Genomic DNA, 18,231 nt, shown 5'->3' with positions numbered 1-18,231 from the left:
CTAGTGTCCAATGCTCGATTCGACGGGGTCACCCGGCGGACGGCCGGTGGCCCGCTCCGCGTCGAGGGCGTGCTGCAAAATTATCGTGGCAGCGACCTGATCCACCACCGGACGCGCCTTCTTCGCATTTCTGCCCGACGCCCGGAGCGCCGAGGCCGCCGACACGGTCGACAGGCGTTCGTCGACCAGCCGCACCGGGATCCCGACCTCCACGGCCAGGGCCTCGGCGAAACCGATCGCGTCCGCCGTGGATGCGGTGTGCGCGCCCGAGAGCGCCAACGGCAGACCGACGATAACCTCGAAGGCTCCGAGTTCGCCGACGATCTCGGCGATCCGCCGCCGATCCGCAGCATCCTCTGAGCGAGGAACCGTCTCCACCGGGGTGGCCAGCATCCCGTGGAGGTCGGACCGGCTCACGCCGATCCTGACCTTGCCGACGTCGATGCCGATCCGCACCCCGCTGCGCACCCGGTGCTATCCGATCGCCGAGACGACGGCGCTCAGCGCCGCGGGGATCGCATCGGCGTCGGTCCCGCCGCCCTGCGCGAGGTCGGCCTTTCCGCCGCCGCCGCCACCGAGCACACCCGCCGCCGTCTTCGCGAGCGCTCCCGCGTTGACGCCGGCATCGCGCGCCGCCTGGTTGGTGCCGACGATCACGACCGGCTTGCCGCCGGCGCGGGCCGCGAGGGCGACCGCCGCCGCGTCGGAGCCGAGCCGATCGCGCACGGTGGTGACGAGCATCCGCAGGTCGTCCGGGCTGTTCAGGGAGCCGGCGTCCTCGGCCACGACCGTGACCGCTCCGCGGCGCGTCGCCGACTCGAGCAGGGCCGGGACCTTGTCGAGCACCGCGCGGGCCTCGAACGCCTGGATGCGCTTCTCCGCCGCCTTCAGGCTCGCCATCAGGTCCGCGATCTTCTCGGGCAGCTGCTCGCGCGGAGTCTTGAGCGAGCTGGAGAGCTGCGACACGATCGTGCGCTCCACCGCGAGATCCTTGAACGCCTCCAGGCCGACCAGCGACTCGACGCGCCGATTGGTGGAGCCGACCGACGACTCGCTGACCAGGTTGATCATCCCGATCTCGGAGCTCGTCGAGACATGGGTGCCCGCGCAGAGCTCGCGCGACCACGGGCCGCCGATGTCGACGACGCGCACCACGTCGCCGTACTTCTCGCCGAACAGCGCCATGGCGCCGAGGGCCTTCGCCTCGCTGAGCGGGAGCTCGCGAGTGGTGACCTCGAGGTTCTGCCGGATGGCGTTGTTCGAGATCTCCTCGATCTCGCTGCGCGTCTCGGCCGAGAGCGCCTGGTTCCAGGAGAAGTCGAGACGCAGGTAGCCGGCCTTGTTGTACGAGCCGGACTGGTGCGCGTTCGAGCCGAGCACCTGGCGGAGCGCGGCGTGGATGATGTGCGTGCCCGAGTGCGCCTGGCGCGCGCCGCGGCGGTAGTCCGCATCCACGATGCTCGTCGCGGGCGCGCCGGTGCCGACCTCGCCGCTGCGGACCAGCACCTTGTGGCTGATCAGGCCCTTCACGGGCTTCTGCACGTCGAGGACGTCGAGTTCGTAGCCGGGTCCGACGATCGCGCCGGCGTCCGCATCCTGTCCGCCCGACTCCGCGTAGAGCGCGGTCGCGCCGAGGATGACCTCGGCGACCTGGCCCTCGCGGGCGCGGTCGACCGCATGGCCGTCGACGATGATGCCGAGGATGCTCGATTCCGTCTGGAGCTCGGTGTATCCGGTGAAAACGGTCTCGCCGAGCGAGCGGAAGCTGCTGTACACCGACAGGTCGGCCAGCGCCGTCTTCTTCGCCTTCGCGTCCGCCTTCGCCCGGGAGCGCTGGTCGGCCATGAGCTTGTCGAACGCGCCCCGGTCGACGGTGAGACCCGCCTCCTCCGCCATCTCCAGCGTCAGGTCGATCGGGAAGCCGTAGGTGTCGTGCAGGAGGAACGCGGTGTCGCCCGCGAGCTGCTTCCGCCCCTCCTTCTGCGTCGTTGCGACCGCGGTGTCGAGGATGCTCGTGCCCGCCGTCAGGGTGCGGAGGAACGTCTCCTCCTCCGCGTAGGCGAGCTGCGAGATGCGGTCGAACTCGGTCGCGACCTCGGGGTAGGCCGCCTTCATCGCGTCGCGCGAGACGGGGAAGAGCTCGGGGAAGGTCGCCGTCTCGACGCCGAGCAGGCGCATCGCGCGCACGGTGCGGCGGAGCAGGCGGCGCAGCACGTAGCCGCGGCCCTCGTTCGACGGGGTCACCCCGTCGGCCATCAGCATCAGGGCACTGCGGACGTGGTCGGCGACGACGCGCAGGCGCACGTCGTCCTCGTGCGCCTCGTTGCCGTACGGCTTCTCGGCGAGCTCGGCCGCGCGGTCGAGCACCGGGCGCACCTGGTCGATCTCGTACATGTTGTCGACGCCCTGCTTGAGGAACGCGACGCGCTCGAGGCCCATGCCGGTGTCGATGTTCTTCTTCGGCAGGTCGCCGAGGATCTCGAACTCCTTGCCGTCTCCCTCGCCCCGCAGGTACTGCATGAAGACGAGGTTCCAGATCTCGACGTAGCGGTCGTCGTCGGTCGCAGGACCGCCGTCGGCGCCGTAGGCGGGGCCGCGGTCGAAGAAGATCTCCGAGCAGGGGCCCGCCGGGCCGGGCTGGCCGGTCGACCAGTAGTTGGTGTCCTTGCCGAGGCCCTGGATGCGGTCGGCCGGCAGGGTCGAGACGCGCTGCCAGATCTCGCGCGCCTCGTCGTCCTCTTCGTAGACCGTGACCCACAGGTCCTTCGGGTCGAAGCCGAGGCCGCCGTCGTCCTCCGACGTGGTCAGCAGCTCCCAGGCGAAGGTGATCGCCTGCTCCTTGAAGTAGTCGCCGAAGGAGAAGTTGCCGCACATCTGGAAGAACGTGCCGTGCCGCGGCGTCTTGCCGACCTCGTCGATGTCGAGGGTGCGGATGCACTTCTGCACACTGGTCGCCCGCGGGAAGGGCGCGGGCACCACACCGGTCAGGTAGGGGACGAAGGGCACCATCCCGGCCACCGTGAAGAGCAGCGACGGGTCGTCGCTGACCAGCGAGGCGGAGGGGACGACGGTGTGGCCGCGCTGCGCGAAGAAGTCGAGCCAGCGGCGGTGGATTTCAGCGGTCTGCATGGGGTCCGGTCGATCGAGGTCTGCGGGTGGTGAGGGGAAGGGGCGTCAGTCGCCCTGGATGGCCGAGCGGATCTCGGCCTCGCGCTGACGGTACCCGTCGGTGACGGCCTCCCCGAAGTCGCGCGCCTTCCGGTCGATGGTGCTGAAGAATTCGCGACCCTTGGGGGTCTCGTTGACCTTGTGGGCGACGGCGAAGCCGATGGCCACGCCGATGAGCAGCCACAGGAAACTCTTCATGCTGATCCTCCCTCTCTGGATGCCGCCGCGCGCGGGCGCGGCAGACGAGAGTCCAGTCTAGTGCGAGCTGCCGCGTGCCTTCCGGGAGCCGAATCCGCCGGCGGCGCGGAAGGCCGCCCTGGCCGCAGCGCTGAAGCCGGCGAGCTTGATCAGCGGACCGCCGACCGTCGCGGCGAACAGCGCGACGAGTGCCGAGACGTTTCCGGTCACGTCGGCGACGTTCTTGGTGATCACGTCCACGCGCGCGAGCTGCTTGTTGGTCTCCTGCAGCGTCGTCGCGGTCTCGTCGAGGATCGGCGTGATGCCGTCGCTCGCCTCCTTGATCGCGTCGCGCGTCGAGTCGAGCACGCGCCCCAGCTTGATCAGCGGGATGGCGATGAAGCCGACGAGGATCGCGAACACGACCGCCGCGATCAACCCTGCGATGTCTCCTCCGGACACGTGGGCTCCTTCCATTCCGTCTCAGGCATACGGGTCAAGCGTAGTCGCACCCGGGCGCAGCGGGAACGGCGGGAACGGCGGGAACGGGAAAGACGGGGCGGAGACGACGAACGGGGCCGCGGCGAGAAGCCGCGACCCCGTCCGGAGTGATGCTGGTGCTCAGCGAGCCGCGTAGTACTCGACGACCAGCTGGACCTCGCAGGTCACGGGGACCTCGGCGCGCTTCGGGCGGCGCACGAGGCGCGCCTGCAGCTTGTCGATCTCGACATCCAGGTAGCCCGGGGTCTTCGGCAGGACGTCGAGGTGACCGCCGGCGGCCGCGACCTGGAAGGGCTCGGTGCCCTCGGAGCGGGCCTTGACGTGGATGAGCTGGCCCGGCTTCACGCGGAACGACGGGCGGTCGACGAGCTGGCCGTCGACGAGGATGTGACGGTGCACGACGAACTGGCGCGCCTGCGTGATGGTGCGGGCGAAGCCGGCGCGGAGCACGAGGGCGTCCAGGCGCATCTCGAGGAGCTCGACCAGGTTCTCACCGGTCAGGCCCTGCGTACGGCGGGCCTCCTCGAAGGCGATCCGGAGCTGCTTCTCGCGGATGCCGTACTGGGCGCGCAGACGCTGCTTCTCGCGCAGACGCACGGCGTAGTCCGAGTCGGCCTTGCGCTTGGTGCGGCCGTGCTCACCCGGAGCGTAGGGGCGCTTCTCCATGTAGCGCGCCGCCTTCGGGGTGAGCGGGATGCCCAGGGCCCGCGACTCGCGGGTCTTGCTGCGGGAACGTGAAGACACGGTTTCCTTTCGAAATTTTCTCTCTAGAAGTAGTGGATGCGGGCATACACGCTTGTATGGGCACTGCCGCCCGCAGAGAGAGGGATTGTCGCCAGGGAGGCCCGGCTACAGGGCCATTCCCGTCGAATCGTGAACGCGGCAGCCGCACCCCGGACACGCTTCTAGGCGCAGAAAGTCTAACAGATCGCGGTCAGCGCCCGCGCACGATGCGGCGCAGCTTCGCCAGGCGTGCGGAGACGTCCCGTTCGTTGCCGTGCTCGGTGGGCGTGTAGTAGGTCGTTCCGGACAGTTCGTCGGGCAGATACTGCTGCTCCAGCACCCCGAGCGCATCGTCGTGCGGGTACTTGTAGCCCTTGCCGTGCCCGAGCCGTTTCGCGCCGGGATAGTGGGCGTCGCGCAGGTGCTTCGGGACGCGCCCGATCTTCCCGGCCCGAACGTCGGCGATCGCCGCGTCGAGCGCCATGTATGCGGCGTTCGACTTGGGGGCGGTGGCCAGGTGGACGACCGCCTGGGCGAGCGGGATGCGCCCCTCCGGCATCCCGATGTACTGAACGGCGTCGGCCGCCGCGATGGCGACGCCGAGGGCCTGCGGGTCGGCCATGCCGATGTCCTCCGACGCGAGCACGATGATCCGGCGGGCGATGAACCGCGGGTCCTCCCCCGCCTCGATCATCCGCGCGAGGTAGTGGAGCGACGCGTCGACGTCGGAGCCCCTCACCGACTTGATGAAGGCGCTGATGACGTCGTAGTGCTCGTCGCCGTTGCGGTCGTACCGCAGCAGCGCCCGGTCGACGGCCTGCGCGACGAGCTCTGCGGTGATCACCGGCTTCTTCTTCGCGGTCGCCGGCGTGGACGACGCGGCGGTGACCGACGCCGCCTCCAGAGCGGTCAGCGCCCGCCGCGCGTCCCCCGACGCCAGCCGGATGAGGGCGGCGCGCGCCTCCTGGTCGAGCGTGTACTGGCCGCCGAGACCGCGATCATCGGTCACAGCGCGGTCGATGACGACGCCGAGGTCGTCGTCGCTCAGGGTCTCGAGCGTGAGCAGGAGGCTCCGGGAGAGCAGCGGAGAGATCACGGAGAACGACGGGTTCTCGGTCGTGGCGGCGACCAGGATGACCCAGCCGTTCTCGACGCCCGGGAGCAGCGCATCCTGCTGGGCCTTGGTGAAGCGGTGGATCTCGTCGAGGAAGAGGACGGTGGAGACGCCGTAGAGATCGCGCGTCGACAGCGCTTCGTCCATCACCAGGCGGACGTCCTTCACCCCGGCGGTCACGGCCGACAGTTCGACGAAACGACGGCCGGACGAATGCGCGATCGCCTGCGCGAGCGTCGTCTTTCCCGTGCCGGGCGGGCCCCAGAGGATGACGGAGACCGATCCCGACTGCCCCTCTTTATCGGAGGCGAGGGCGACCAGCGGCGAACCCGGCTTGAGGAGGTGACGCTGACCGGCGACCTCGTCGAGCGACTTCGGGCGCATGCGCACCGCAAGAGGAGTCGCTCCGGTGCGGAGCCCAGGTTGCACGTCGACCACCTGTCCAGGGTAGTCGCGACCGCCGACAGTCCGCCTGGGAGCGGCGAGTTTGTCGTCCATAGGGGCGCCGGAGCCGGAGCCGACACGTGGGAAACCGCACATCGACTCCGGCTAGAGCGCTACTCAGCTGGTATATCTCCCCCGCGCCTTGTGTGATGCTGCCAGGGCAGCGAATGTGGCGACAGCTGCCCCCCCGACGAACCAAAGCCAAGAGTTCGGCTGCCCCAGCAAGCCCCCGACTCCTGACCCCACCAGGCCTGAACCGAGTACCGTCAGCGGCGCCCATTGACGGACGCGCACGCGTCGATGTTTCATCTCAGCTCCGTTCTACAGCGACAGCTGACAATAGGAATTGGTGCAGTAGAACTCCGGGCCTCGCTGCGGCCCGATGAACCCGGCACGGTATGCGTAGTAGTTGATCTTGAACGTCTCGCCGTAGGAACAGAGCGGTGAGACCTGGGTAGGAACGCACAGCTTCATGGTCGCGGTAGAAACCCACGCGGCGTTGTCGGGGCCGGTGCTGATTCTCTGCGTCGTGTTGTTGTCGAATCGCCATCCGCCGGCCGCTCCCGCCGGCGACGCACTCCATGTCATGCTGGCACTGGACGATTCCATGGCGCTTCCATTCATGCACACGTAGGTGTTGAGCGTAATCGTTCCAAGTGAGAAAGGCACCGATGCCTCGTATATCTGCAATTGGCGCTGTACCGGATTGCACGTTGCCGCCTGCGCTGGAGACGCGATGGCCAATGTTCCAAACGCAAACGCGATCACAGCAAGGATTGAAGTCATCAACCGTGTCCGCGTCCTCTTCGGCCCGGACACCCCTGCTCCTACCGTCATTTTGAAACTCCTTTCACAACCGATTTGGTTATTCGAACATAAATTCCGGAGTTGTAAATTTCGCCTCTATATTTACAGGTAAAGCTCTGGTATTTGAGAGCGCGCGCCGGTGCGGGCGACGTGGATGCTCGCGTGTGGCCTCGTTTGCCCGTCATAGCTCACTACAGGTAGCTTTGATCGCTGCCGTAACGGCGAGCGAAGACAGCCTGACCCGACCCGCGCCGGAGGACATACGTGGCACCGAAGCAGAACGACCGCGAAGCGCGACAAGCCCGCGAGCGGCTGCGCGCCTACCAGGCGCGGCAGACCGTCCACGAACACAAGGTGAAGCGCCGCAAGCGTGACAACTGGGTGGCCGGAATCGCGGCCGTCGTGATCGTCGCCCTCGCGGTCGGCACGCAACTCCTCTATTTCTCCGCCGGACCCGGTGCTGCCAAGGCCTCGTCCTCCGCGTCGCCGTCGGCATCCCCGTCCGCGGGCGGCGTCCCGCCGAAGACCCTCGCCAAGGACCGCACCTGGACGGGTACCATGACGATCAACGGCATCCCGCTGGGGGTCTCCCTCGACGGTGCCGCTGCGCCTCAGGCCGTCTCGTCGACGGTCTCGCTCGTGCAGAAGAAGTTCTACGACGGGCTGACCTGCCATCGCTTGACTATGTCCGACATCTACGTGCTGCAGTGCGGCGACCCCCAGGGCAACGGCAAGGGCGGACCGGGCTACGAGTATGGGCCGATCGAGAACGCGCCTGCCGACGACGTCTACAAGGCGGGCACCATCGCGATGGCCCGTCAGGGCAACAACGCCGAGAGCCAGGGTAGCCAGTTCTTCATCGTCTACGAGGACACGAAGATCCCCTCGGACGACGCCGGCGGCTACACGGTGATCGGCTCGGTGACCAGCGGCCTGGACCAGCTCAAGGCGCAGGTGACCGACAAGGGCGTCGAAGGCGGGAAGACCGACGGAACGCCCGCGGTGAAGACCACCATCGACAGCTTCACCCTGCAGTGACCACGGCACGTGCAATAGGCTGATTCCCAAACGTTGGGCGGGCATCCCGCCCGATCGCGCAGCAGCAAGGTGAGGCTCTTGGCTACTTCTGAACAGCACCCCTGGGGACGTGTCGACGACACGGGAACCGTGTACGTCCGCGAGGGCGACGGCGAACGCGTCGTCGGCGAGTACCCCGACGGAACGGCGGAGGAGGCGCTCGCGTACTTCGAGCGCAAGTACACCGACCTCGCCGGACAGGTCGGCCTGCTGGAGCAGCGCGCACGGCGGGGAGCCCCCGCGAACGACATCGCCAAGTCCGTCGCCAACCTGCGCTCGGCCGTCGAAGGCGCGAACGCCGTCGGCGACCTCGCCTCCCTGCTGACGCGGCTGGATGCGCTGGGCGGCACGGTCGAGGAGCTCACCGAGCAGCAGAGCGCCGAGGCGAAGGCCGCACTCGATGCCGCCATCGCCGCGCGCACCGCGATCGTGGAGCAGGCGGAGGCCCTCGCGGCCCAGGACCCGGCCCGCACGCAGTGGAAGACGACGAGCGCCGAGCTCGACGCCCTCTTCGCGCAGTGGCAGGCGCACCAGCACGACGGTCCCCGCATCCCCAAGAACGAGGCCAACGAGCTGTGGAAGCGGTTCCGTGCCGCGCGCTCGACGATCGAGCACAACCGCAAGGCCTTCTTCGCGGAGCTCGACACGCAGCACCGCGACGTGCGCAACCGCAAGAACGCTCTGATCGAGGAGGCCGAGAAGCTCATCCCCCTCGGTGCGGACGGAGTGCCGGAGTACCGCCGGCTGCTCGACCAGTGGAAGGCCGCCGGACGCGCAGGCAAGAAGAACGACGACGCCCTGTGGGCGCGGTTCAAGGCCGCCGGCGATGCGATCTACTCGGCGAAGGCCGAGGTGGATGCGCGCGACAGTGCCGAGTACGAGGCCAACCTGCAGCAGAAGCTGGCCCTCCTCGACGAGGCTGAGCCGCTGCTGAAGGCCACCGACCGGGAGACCGCGCGCGCGCAGCTCCTGTCGATCCAGGAGCGCTGGGACCAGATCGGCCGAGTGCCCCGCGACCAGGTGCGTCCGATCGAGGACCGCCTCCGTCGCGTCGAAGCCGCGGTCCGCCGCCTCGACGAAGAGCACTGGGAGAAGAACAATCCCGAGAAGAAGGCGCGCTCGGAGGGGCTCGCCAGCCAGCTCAACGCGGCGATCGCGAAGCTCGAGCAGGAGCTCGCCGACGCGCAGGCGACGGGTGACAGCGCAAAGGTGAAGGCGGCGCAGGAGGCGCTCGACGCCCGCAAGATCTGGCTCGACGCGCTGGGCTGAGCCGGGGACGCGACGGCGCTGACCGCGTCGTCGCGCCGTCGTTCTCCACAGGGCGCCTGACGCGGACGTTCTCCACTGTTCCGATGTCTCCGACCCGCTCCGGGCCTCCCCGGACGAGGCTGGAGGCATGAACACGACCTCCGCTCCCCTGCTCGACGCCGACATCCTCCCGGTCGTCGAGCTGCTTGCCCTCTGTCTCGACGGTCACCTGTTCCGGGTCGGAGACGCATTCGCGCCGGCCGGGGCGGTCGACGGGCCTGCCCTGCGGTCGCAGGCCTTCGCACGCACCGCCCCGGGGTGGGCGGTGGCGGATCGCGGCTCGGCCGCGTGGATCCACGGCACGCGGTCGATGCCCCCTCCCGTCCCTCAGGTATGCGTCCCTCCCCGTCGCCGAGGTGGGGCGCTCTCCCCCGCCGTCGACACCTCGCATCGGGTGATCGCCGATGAGGAGACCGTCGTCTTCGATGGCGTGCGGGTCACGAGTCCGCTGCGGACGGCGATCGACCTGCTCTGCTCCGGCACACCTTTCGGCGAGGGCGATGCCCTCGAGATCCGCCACCTGCTGCTGCTCGCGGGTGTCTCGCCTGCGCAACTGGACGACCGGCTGCGGACGAGCCGGCAGAAGGGGTGCGGTGTCGCGAGGCAACGGCTGCCTGCCGTCGCGCGGGCGCGGCTCCCTGGCGTGGCCGACGCGGAGTTCGGGCGTCGGGACGCGGCGGGTCAGCCGCCGCTGACGCGGTAGACGTCGTAGACGGCGTCGATACGGCGCACCGCGTTGAGCACCCGGTCGAGGTGGGTGGTGTCCCCCATCTCGAAGACGAATCGGCTGAGGGCCAGCCGGTCGCTGGAGGTCGTGACCGTGGCGGAGAGGATGTTGACGTGATGCTCGGACAGCACGCGTGTGACGTCGCTGAGCAGGCCGGAGCGGTCGAGGGCTTCGACCTGGATCTGCACCAGGAAGACGCTCTTCGAGCTGGGCGCCCACTCGACCTCGATCATGCGATCGGGCTCCTGCAGCAGCGACTGCACGTTGTGACAGTTCGCCTGGTGCACCGAGACACCCTGACCGCGGGTGATGAACCCGACGATCGGGTCACCCGGCACCGGGGTGCAGCACTTGGCGAGCTTCACGAGGATGTCGGGAGCACCGCGCACGAGGACACCGGAGTCGCTGTTGCGCAGCTGACGGCGGCCCTTGACGGGGATCTCGAGCTCGCCGTCGGACTCGACCTCGGTCTGCAGCGACGCCACGATCTTCTCGATGACGGACTGGGTGGAGACGTGCCCTTCACCGACGGCCGCGTAGAGGGCCGAGACGTCCGGGTACTTGAGCGAGGACGCGACCTCGACCAAGGCATCCTGTGTCATCAGCTTCTGCAGCGGCAGGTTCTGCTTGCGCATCGCCCGCGCGATCGCATCCTTGCCCTGCTCGATCGCCTCGTCGCGGCGCTCCTTGGTGAACCACTGGCGGATCTTGTTGCGCGCGCGGGGGCTCTTGACGAAGTTGAGCCAGTCCTGGCTGGGGCCGGAGTCCGGATTCTTCGAGGTGAAGATCTCGACGACGTCACCCGTGTTCAGGCTGCTCTCCAGCGGGACGAGGCGGCCGTTGACCTTGGCGCCCATCGTGCGGTGGCCGACCTCGGTGTGCACCGCGTACGCGAAGTCGACTGGCGTCGCACCGGCCGGGAGGCCGATCACCCGCCCCTTCGGGGTGAAGACGTAGACCTCCTTCGCGCCGATCTCGAAGCGGAGCGAGTCGAGGAACTCGCTCGGGTCGGCCGTCTCCGCCTGCCAGTCGGAGATGTGGGCGAGCCACGCCAGGTCGGTATCCACCTTCGCCGGTCCGCCCGAGCTCTTGCCGGTCGTCTGCTCCTTGTACTTCCAGTGCGCCGCGACACCGAACTCGGCCCGCTGGTGCATCTCCTCCGTGCGGATCTGGATCTCGACCGGGCGGCCCTGCGGGCCGATCACGGTCGTGTGCAGCGACTGGTAGAGGTTGAACTTCGGCGTCGCGATGTAGTCCTTGAAGCGGCCGGGCATCGGGGTCCAGCGCGCGTGGATCTGGCCCAGCACGGCGTAACAGTCGCGCACCGTGTTGACGAGTACGCGGATGCCGACGAGGTCGTAGATGTCGTCGAACTCGCGGCCGCGCACGACCATCTTCTGGTAGATCGAGTAGTACTGCTTCGGGCGCCCGACGACCTTGCCGCGGATCTTCGCCGACTTCAGGTCGTCGTTGATCGCGTCGATGACCTGCTGCACCAGCCGCTCGCGCTCCGGCGTGCGCTGCTTCACGAGACTCTCGATCTCCGCATACAGCTTGGGGTAGAGCACCGCGAACGAGAGGTCCTCGAGCTCCCACTTGATCGCCTGGATGCCGAGGCGGTGCGCGAGCGGCGCGTAGATCTCCAGGGTCTCGGTCGCCTTGCGCGTCGCCGACGCGGCAGGCACGAACCCCCAGGTGCGCGCGTTGTGCAGGCGGTCGGCGAGCTTGATGATCAGCACGCGGATGTCCTTCGACATCGCCACGATCATCTTGCGGACGGTCTCGGCCTGCGCACTGTCGCCGTACTTGACCTTGTCGAGCTTCGTCACGCCATCGACCAGCATCGCGATCTCGTCGCCGAACTGGTCACGCAGCTCGTCGAGCGTGAACTCGGTGTCCTCGACCGTGTCGTGCAGGAGGGCGGCCGCGATCGTCTTGGCTCCGATGCCCAGGTCCGCGATGATCTGCGCGACGGCCACCGGATGCGTGATGTACGGCTCGCCCGACCGCCGCTTCTGCCCGCGGTGGGCCCGCTCGGCGACCGAGTAGGCGCGCTCGATGAGCGAGAGGTCGGCCTTCGGGTGGTGCATCCGCACCGTGCGCATCAGGGTCTCGACGGCACCTCCGGACGGCTGCGCGCGCGAGAAGATGCGCGGCACCAGACGGCGCAGGGAAGCGCTCTGCGATGTCGTCGTGTCAACCATTCGCGCGCCTCCTGAGCTCTATTATGACCGCTCCCGGACACCGTTCCGTCACGGTGGGAGACGTCGGGCCTAGACGATCGCTCCTGGCGTACCGTCGTCGCGCAGCACGGGCCCGCCGTCGGCATGCCAGGCGCTCATCCCGCCCGCGACATTGGCGGCCGGATAGTTCGCCTCGATGAGAGCGTCGGTGACCCGGCGCGACCGGGCCCCGCTGCGGCAGATGATCAGCAGCTGCTGGTCCTCCGGGAGCTCGTGCTGGCGCTCCCCCAGCTCGCCGAGCGGGATGTGGTGCGCACCGGGCGCGTGACCGGCCTCCCACTCGAACGGCTCACGCACGTCGAGCAGCCACGCGTCCCCTGCGTCGGTCAGCTCTCGGGCGCGCGAGACCGAGATCTCGTCCTCGGGAAGGAAAGGGCTCTGCGGGGCGGCGTCGGTCATCCGGCCAGGCTACTCCGCGGCCGTCGCGACTGCGTCCGCCTTGACCTCGGCCTTCGGACGGATCGACAGCACCTTCTGGTCGTGCTTCCGGATCGCCGGCTCCTTCTCGCGGAACTGCGAGTACATCGGCGCCGCGAGGAAGATCGTCGAATAGGTACCGACGATGATGCCGATCAGCAGTGCGAGCGAGATGTCGCGGAGCGTCGCCGCACCGAGCGCATAGGCGCCGATGAAGAGGATGGACGCGACGGGGAGCACCGCGACCACGGCCGTGTTGATCGACCGGACCAGGGTCTGGTTGACGGCGAGGTTGACCGACTCGGCGAACGTCCGCCTGGTCAGCTCCATCTCCTCCTTCGTGTTCTCGCGGATCTTGTCGAACACCACGACGGTGTCGTACAGCGAGTACCCGAGGATGGTGAGGAAGCCGATCATGGTCGCCGGCGACACCTCGAAGCCGACCAGGGCGTACACGCCCGCCGTGATGATGAGGTCGTGGAACAGCGAGACGATCGCGGCCGCGGACATCTTCCAGGTGCGGAAGTAGAGCGCCATGGCGATGAACGCCAGCAGCAGGAACACCACGAGGCCCTGGATGGACTGCTGCGTGACGTCCGCGCCCCAGGACGGGCCGATGAACGTCGCAGACACCTCCGAGGCGTCCACATCGTAGGCCTTCGCCAGTGCGTCGGACACCTCGCGCGTCTGCGTCTCGGACAGCTGGTCGGTCTGCACGCGCACCGCGTTGTCGCCGACCACGCTCACGTGCGACACGGCGCTCGGCACGACGCTGGTGACGGCGCTCTGCGCCTTCGAGGTGTCGGTGCTCGACACGTCGCTCACCTGGAACTGCGAACCGCCGCGGAACTCGATCGAGAAGTTGAACCCGCCCCGGACGACCGGGACGAGGATCGACAGCACGACCATCACGGCCGCGATCGAGTACCAGATCTTGCGCCGGCCGACGAAGTCGATCGACCGCGCCCCGGTGTAGAGGTCGTTACCGAATTTCACGAGACGGCTGGCCATCAGGAGTCCTTCCCCTCGGTCGATCGATCCGAGGACGTCGAGGCGCCGGCGAGCTCTGCCGCCTTGCGCTCGGCGATCGTCTGGCGGCGAGCCGCCTCCTTGCCCGCGCGTGCGGCCGTCCCCGCCTTCACCGACGGCGTCGGCGCGCGGAACTGCGCCGCCCCGCGGTACACGGCGCCGAGCGCCTGCGGGTCGAGACCGGAGAGCGGGTGGCCGGAGCTGAAGAAGCGCGTCCGCGCGAGCAGCTGCAGCGTCGGGTGGGTGAAGAGCAGCACGACGATCACGTCGATGATGGTGGTGAGTCCGAGAGTGAACGCGAACCCGCGGACGTTCGCCGCCGCGAGCACGTACAGCACGACGGCCGCGAGGAGGTTGGTGGCCTTCGACGCGTAGATCGTCCGGCGGGCACGTCCCCAGCCGGCCTCCACGGCGGATTCGAGACCTCGCCCATCGCGGAGCTCGTCTCGGATGCGTTCGAAGTACACGATGAACGAGTCGGCCGTGAAGCCGATCGCGACGATCAGACCGGCGACGCCCGCGAGGGACAGCCGGTAGTCGTAGTGCCACGACAGCAGCGAGATCGTCAGCCAGGTCAAGACGCCGGCGACGACGAGCGAGAAGATCGTCACGAGACCGAGCAAGCGGTACTGGAAGAACGTGTAGATGGCGACCAGGATGAGGCCGATCAGGCCCGCGATCAGACCGGCGAGCAGCTGCGCGGTACCGAGGGTCGCCGAGATGGTGTCCTGGCTCTGCACCTTGAAACTGAACGGCAGCGCGCCGAACTTCAGCTGATCGGCCAGGGCCTTCGCGGTCGTCTCGGTGAAGTTGCCGGTGATCTGCGGCTTGCCGTCGGTGATCGCGGCCTGCGTCGTCGGCGCGGAGATAACCTTGCCGTCGAGCACGATCGCGAACTGGTTCTGCGAGCCCTGGAGGCCGACGAGGCGCGTCGTGACGTCGGCGAACGCCTTCGTGCCCGCGCCGTTGAAGACGATGTTGACGGCCCACTGGCCCGTCGTCACGCCCTGCGAGCTCTGCACGAGCCCGGCGTTGGCGTCGCTGATGTCCTGACCCTTGACCTCCACCGGACCCAGCAGGTACTTGACCGTGTTCTGGTCGTCACAGGTGATCAGCGGCTGATCCGTCGGAGCGGAACTCGTCGTCTTGTTCGCGTTCGCCTTGCAGTCGTAGGCGTTGAACTCGGCCTGGAGCTTCGGCGTCACCCAGGCGAGGTCGCTGCCGTTGGTCGGCTTCGCCGACGGCGTGGCCTGCAGATCGGGCGCCGGCGACGGGGCCGGGGTCGACTTGCCGTCGGCGCCGACGACCTCGTTGGTCGGACCGCCCGCGATGAGCACCGGGCGGAAGTCGAGGCGTGCGCTCGACTTGACGCGGTCGAGCGTCGCCTGGTCCGGCTTGCCCGGCAGCGACACGACGATGTTCTTCGAGCCCTCTGTCGAGATCTGCGCCTCGGAGACGCCCGACGCGTCGATGCGCTGGCGGATGATCGACACCGCCTGGTCCAGCTGCTGCTGCTGCACGGACTGGCCGTTCTCGACCTGCGGGGCGAGGATGATCTGGGTTCCCCCCTCGAGGTCGAGGGCGAGCTTCGGCAGCCACGTCGCGTTGCTGAACAGGACGCCGGCCGTGAGGGTGCCGAGAAGCACCACCACGAGGACGCCGAGCCACGTCAGCGAACGCCAGGCTTTCTTGACCGGGGTCGACTTTGCCACCAGGAACTCAGCTTTCTACGAGCGCTCCGGTGCCGCATGGACGCCGGAGCACAGGGGATGTGTCAGTCGTCGCTCTTCGAGCCGGGCTTCTTGGGCGAGTCGTCGAGACGCTCGCCGTACTCCGGCGTCGTGGAGTCGGACGCATCGTGGGTGATCGCGTGGTCCTCATTGAGCTCGACGCCCGAGGTCTCGGCGTCGTCGCCCGTCGCCTCCGCGGTCGTGGGCTCGACGACACGGGCGAGCACCTGGCGGTGCACCTTGACGACGTGGCCGGGGCTGGTCTCGATGGTGGCGGTGTTGTCGTCCTCGTTCACGGACACGAGCGTGCCGTACAGACCGAAGTTGGTCATCACCTCGGCGCCCGGCACCATCTTCGAACGGGTCTCCTCCTGCTCCTTGCGCCGCTTGCGGCTGTTCCGGAACATGAAGAAGACGAGGGCCGCCAGAATGACGACCATCACGATGGTCAACGGGTCAAATCCCATGGAGCTGCCGAACCTTTCAATGGGGGCAAGGGGGTTGGCCGAACGGCCAGCTTGGATTATATGTCATCGACGAGCGTCGGAGGCTGGGAGGAATCCCGCCGCGGGCTCGGAAGGCCGAGATGTCGCCACGCCGCTGCTGTCGCCATGCGGCCGCGCGGCGTCCGGGAGAGCAGTCCGATGCGCACGAGGAACGGCTCGACGACCGACTCGATCGTCTCCGCCTCCTCCCCGACGGAGACCGCGAGCGTGTTGAGCCCGACCGGGCCGCCGTCGAATCGCTCGAGCAGGATCTGCAGCACTGCGCGGTCGAGGCGGTCGAGCCCCAGCGGGTCGACATCGTAGAGCTCGAGCGCCGCGCGCACCGCATCCACATCGGCCCGGCCGCCGTGGACGAGGGCGTAGTCGCGCACCCGGCGCAGCAGCCGGTTGGCGATGCGCGGCGTTCCGCGGCAGCGCCCGGCGATCTCGGCCAGCGCCTCGCGGTCGATCTCGAACTCGAGCATCGTGGCCGCGCGCGTGAGCACCTGCGTCAGCTCCGCCTCGTCATAGAACTCGAGGTGGGCCGTGAACCCGAAGCGGTCGCGCAGGGGGTTGGGCAGCAGACCCGACCGCGTCGTCGCGCCGACCAGCGTGAACGGCGCGAGGTCGAGCGGGATGGACGTCGCACCCGCTCCCTTGCCGACCATGATGTCGATGCGGAAGTCCTCCATCGCGAGGTACAGCATCTCCTCCGCCGACCGCGCCATCCGGTGGATCTCGTCAATGAACAGCACCTCGCCCGGCGTCAGCGACGACAGCAGGGCTGCCAGGTCGCCTGCGTGCTGGATGGCCGGACCACTGGAGAGCCGGAGCGGGCGCTCGCTCTCGTGCGCGACGATCATCGCCAGCGTGGTCTTGCCGAGGCCCGGAGGGCCGGCGAGCAGGATGTGGTCGGCCGTCCGCTCCTGCATCCGCGCCGCGGTGAGCAGCAGCTGCAGCTGGCCGCGCACCTTCGCCTGGCCGACGAACTCGGAGAGCGTCCGCGGCCGGAGTGCGCCCTCGAAGGCGAGCTCGGTCTCCGACTCGAGCTCGGGCGCCGTCAGGTCGTCGCTCATCGGGCCGGTCCGAGCCGGGAGAGGGTGAGCCGAAGGAGGGCCTGGACGCTGTCGCGCTCCTTCTCCTCCGTCTCCGCCGTGACCTCCGCGACGGCCTCGGCGGCGACGCGCTCGGGCCAGCCGAGCCCGACGAGGGCGACGAGCACGCTGTCGCCGACCGATGACGGCGCCCTGGTGGCCTTCACCGCGGGAGCCGGACGCCGGACGGCGGTGAGCTTGCCCGCGAGGGAGACGACGATGAGCTTCGCGGTCTTCGGGCCGATACCGGACACCTTGCGGAACGGGGCGTCGTCGTCCGCGGCGACCGCGGCGGCGATGTCGTCGGGCGCCAGCACGGACAGCACGCCGATCGCCGATTTGGGGCCGACTCCCGAGACGCCGTTGAGCAGCTCGAACACCTCCAGCTGCTCCCGGTCGGCGAACCCGAACAGCTGCAGGGCGTCCTCCCGCACGATCAGCGAGGTGTGCAGGAAGGTCTCCTCACCCACCCGCAACGACAGCACGTGGTCGGGCGTCAGCTGCAGGGCGAAGCCGACGCCGCCCACCTCGACGACGGCGGTGCCGCCGCTCGCCGAGAGCACGGTACCGCGGAGGGAGGAGATCACCGTGCAAGCCTACGGGGCGCCGCCGACGTCCGGCTGGAGCGCTCGGCGGCGCGCCACGCCTGCTGCGCGGGCGTCAGCGCGGTGTCCGTCCCTCCCCCGGCGTCGGCGGCCACCGGGCCGCCGCGCCAGGCATGGCAGATGGCGATCGCCAGGGCGTCCGCGGCGTCCGCGGGCTTCGGCGCCTCGGCGAGCCCGAGGATGCGCGCGACCATCGTCTGCACCTGCTTCTTGTCCGCCGAGCCGTACCCGGTGACCGCCGCCTTCACCTCGCTCGGCGTGTGCAGGGCGACGGGGAGTCCGCGCTTGGCCGCCAAGTGCAGGGCGACCCCGCTGACCTGCGCCGTTCCCATCACGGTGCGGAGGTTGTGCTGGGCGAACACGCGCTCGATCGCGACGACGGCGGGGCCGAACTCGTCGAGCAGCCGCTCGATACCGGTGCCCACCGCGAGCAGCCGCTCCTCCAGGGCCATGCCGGGCGGAGTGCGGATGACCGTCACATCCACCAGCGTGGCGCGGCGGTCGGCGCGCACGTCGACGATCCCGACGCCGCAGCGCGTCAGACCCGGGTCGATGCCGAGCACCCGGATCGTCATGGCCGCG

18 protein-coding genes are annotated in these 18,231 nt (G+C 68.9%); 3 read left to right on the top strand and 15 right to left on the bottom strand.

Annotation, left to right across the window (positions count from 1 at the left end):
* From ruvX to BLW09_RS18895, 7 genes are all read right to left on the bottom strand, one after another.
* Positions 1–468 carry a Holliday junction resolvase RuvX gene (gene ruvX, locus BLW09_RS07295; RefSeq protein WP_172824182.1) on the bottom strand — a complete coding sequence of 156 codons (468 nt, stop codon included), beginning with the start codon at positions 466–468 and terminating at the stop codon, positions 1–3.
* A gap of 6 nt (positions 469–474) precedes the next feature.
* Positions 475–3,129, bottom strand: a complete 2,655-nt coding sequence (gene alaS / locus BLW09_RS07290) for an alanine--tRNA ligase (protein WP_089910451.1) — start codon at positions 3,127–3,129, stop codon at positions 475–477.
* 45 nt (positions 3,130–3,174) lie between these two features.
* Positions 3,175–3,366: a hypothetical protein gene (locus tag BLW09_RS07285; protein WP_089910448.1), complete on the bottom strand. Its 192-nt coding sequence runs from the start codon at positions 3,364–3,366 to the stop codon at positions 3,175–3,177.
* A 57-nt stretch (positions 3,367–3,423) separates the two neighbouring features.
* Positions 3,424–3,807, bottom strand: coding sequence for a DUF948 domain-containing protein (locus BLW09_RS07280; RefSeq protein ID WP_089910445.1), 384 nt, complete (start codon positions 3,805–3,807; stop codon positions 3,424–3,426).
* Between the two features lie 159 nt (positions 3,808–3,966).
* On the bottom strand, positions 3,967–4,590 hold the full coding sequence (gene rpsD / locus BLW09_RS07275; protein ID WP_018191226.1) for a 30S ribosomal protein S4: 624 nt from the start codon (positions 4,588–4,590) through the stop codon (positions 3,967–3,969).
* A 190-nt stretch (positions 4,591–4,780) separates the two neighbouring features.
* Positions 4,781–6,121, bottom strand: a complete 1,341-nt coding sequence (locus BLW09_RS07270; RefSeq protein ID WP_089910442.1) for a replication-associated recombination protein A — start codon at positions 6,119–6,121, stop codon at positions 4,781–4,783.
* A 327-nt stretch (positions 6,122–6,448) separates the two neighbouring features.
* Positions 6,449–6,964: a hypothetical protein gene (locus BLW09_RS18895; protein WP_157696915.1), complete on the bottom strand. Its 516-nt coding sequence runs from the start codon at positions 6,962–6,964 to the stop codon at positions 6,449–6,451.
* Between the two features lie 234 nt (positions 6,965–7,198).
* Here BLW09_RS18895 and BLW09_RS07265 point away from each other — a divergent pair, with 234 nt between their 5' ends.
* From BLW09_RS07265 to BLW09_RS07255, 3 genes are all read left to right on the top strand, one after another.
* Positions 7,199–7,972, top strand: a complete 774-nt coding sequence (locus tag BLW09_RS07265) for a peptidylprolyl isomerase (protein WP_089910439.1) — start codon at positions 7,199–7,201, stop codon at positions 7,970–7,972.
* A 78-nt stretch (positions 7,973–8,050) separates the two neighbouring features.
* Entirely contained in the window at positions 8,051–9,280 is a 1,230-nt protein-coding gene (locus tag BLW09_RS07260) for a DUF349 domain-containing protein (protein ID WP_172824181.1), read from the top strand.
* A 127-nt stretch (positions 9,281–9,407) separates the two neighbouring features.
* Positions 9,408–10,022: a type IV toxin-antitoxin system AbiEi family antitoxin gene (locus BLW09_RS07255; RefSeq protein WP_089910432.1), complete on the top strand. Its 615-nt coding sequence runs from the start codon at positions 9,408–9,410 to the stop codon at positions 10,020–10,022.
* Here the strand turns inward: BLW09_RS07255 and BLW09_RS07250 are convergent.
* From BLW09_RS07250 to ruvC, 8 genes are all read right to left on the bottom strand, one after another.
* The gene (locus BLW09_RS07250) at positions 10,001–12,250 is read right to left on the bottom strand and encodes a RelA/SpoT family protein (protein WP_089910429.1); all 2,250 of its coding nucleotides are present in this window, start codon (positions 12,248–12,250) and stop codon (positions 10,001–10,003) included. The genes BLW09_RS07255 and BLW09_RS07250 overlap by 22 nt on opposite strands.
* Before the next feature lie 69 nt (positions 12,251–12,319).
* Positions 12,320–12,688 carry a rhodanese-like domain-containing protein gene (locus BLW09_RS07245; protein ID WP_089910426.1) on the bottom strand — a complete coding sequence of 123 codons (369 nt, stop codon included), beginning with the start codon at positions 12,686–12,688 and terminating at the stop codon, positions 12,320–12,322.
* A 9-nt stretch (positions 12,689–12,697) separates the two neighbouring features.
* Entirely contained in the window at positions 12,698–13,717 is a 1,020-nt protein-coding gene (gene secF / locus BLW09_RS07240; protein WP_089910424.1) for a protein translocase subunit SecF, read from the bottom strand.
* Complete coding sequence (gene secD / locus BLW09_RS07235) at positions 13,717–15,447, bottom strand: protein translocase subunit SecD (protein ID WP_089910421.1); 1,731 nt, start codon at positions 15,445–15,447, stop codon at positions 13,717–13,719. Before secD ends, secF begins: the two co-directional genes overlap by 1 nt.
* A gap of 62 nt (positions 15,448–15,509) precedes the next feature.
* The gene (yajC, locus tag BLW09_RS07230; RefSeq protein ID WP_425561387.1) at positions 15,510–15,908 is read right to left on the bottom strand and encodes a preprotein translocase subunit YajC; all 399 of its coding nucleotides are present in this window, start codon (positions 15,906–15,908) and stop codon (positions 15,510–15,512) included.
* Positions 15,909–15,988: 80 nt separating this feature from the next.
* Positions 15,989–17,026 carry a Holliday junction branch migration DNA helicase RuvB gene (gene ruvB, locus BLW09_RS07225; RefSeq protein ID WP_089910414.1) on the bottom strand — a complete coding sequence of 346 codons (1,038 nt, stop codon included), beginning with the start codon at positions 17,024–17,026 and terminating at the stop codon, positions 15,989–15,991.
* A complete protein-coding gene (gene ruvA / locus BLW09_RS07220; protein WP_089910411.1) occupies positions 17,023–17,631 on the bottom strand; it encodes a Holliday junction branch migration protein RuvA in 609 nt (202 codons plus the stop codon). The genes ruvB and ruvA overlap by 4 nt, the downstream gene beginning before the upstream one ends.
* Positions 17,628–18,218, bottom strand: a complete 591-nt coding sequence (gene ruvC / locus BLW09_RS07215; protein WP_172824304.1) for a crossover junction endodeoxyribonuclease RuvC — start codon at positions 18,216–18,218, stop codon at positions 17,628–17,630. Before ruvC ends, ruvA begins: the two co-directional genes overlap by 4 nt.
* Positions 18,219–18,231: the final 13 nt, after the last annotated feature.

The organism is Leifsonia sp. 21MFCrub1.1, from assembly GCF_900107895.1.
GTDB classification, from domain to species: domain Bacteria; phylum Actinomycetota; class Actinomycetes; order Actinomycetales; family Microbacteriaceae; genus Leifsonia; species Leifsonia soli.
Note: the sequence above shows the minus strand (reverse complement) of the source record. Positions and strands in the feature narration are given on the sequence as shown.

Excerpts from the sequence above, each read along its gene's own strand:
- BLW09_RS18895 (WP_157696915.1), bottom strand. The coding sequence starts at position 6,964 with ATGACGGTAGGAGCAGGGGTGTCCGGGCCGAAGAGGACGCGGACACGG.
- ruvB (WP_089910414.1), bottom strand. The coding sequence starts at position 17,026 with ATGAGCGACGACCTGACGGCGCCCGAGCTCGAGTCGGAGACCGAGCTC.
- alaS (WP_089910451.1), bottom strand. The coding sequence starts at position 3,129 with ATGCAGACCGCTGAAATCCACCGCCGCTGGCTCGACTTCTTCGCGCAG.
- BLW09_RS07285 (WP_089910448.1), bottom strand. The coding sequence starts at position 3,366 with ATGAAGAGTTTCCTGTGGCTGCTCATCGGCGTGGCCATCGGCTTCGCC.
- BLW09_RS07245 (WP_089910426.1), bottom strand. The coding sequence starts at position 12,688 with ATGACCGACGCCGCCCCGCAGAGCCCTTTCCTTCCCGAGGACGAGATC.
- BLW09_RS07255 (WP_089910432.1), top strand. The coding sequence starts at position 9,408 with ATGAACACGACCTCCGCTCCCCTGCTCGACGCCGACATCCTCCCGGTC.
- BLW09_RS07250 (WP_089910429.1), bottom strand. The coding sequence starts at position 12,250 with ATGGTTGACACGACGACATCGCAGAGCGCTTCCCTGCGCCGTCTGGTG.
- secF (WP_089910424.1), bottom strand. The coding sequence starts at position 13,717 with ATGGCCAGCCGTCTCGTGAAATTCGGTAACGACCTCTACACCGGGGCG.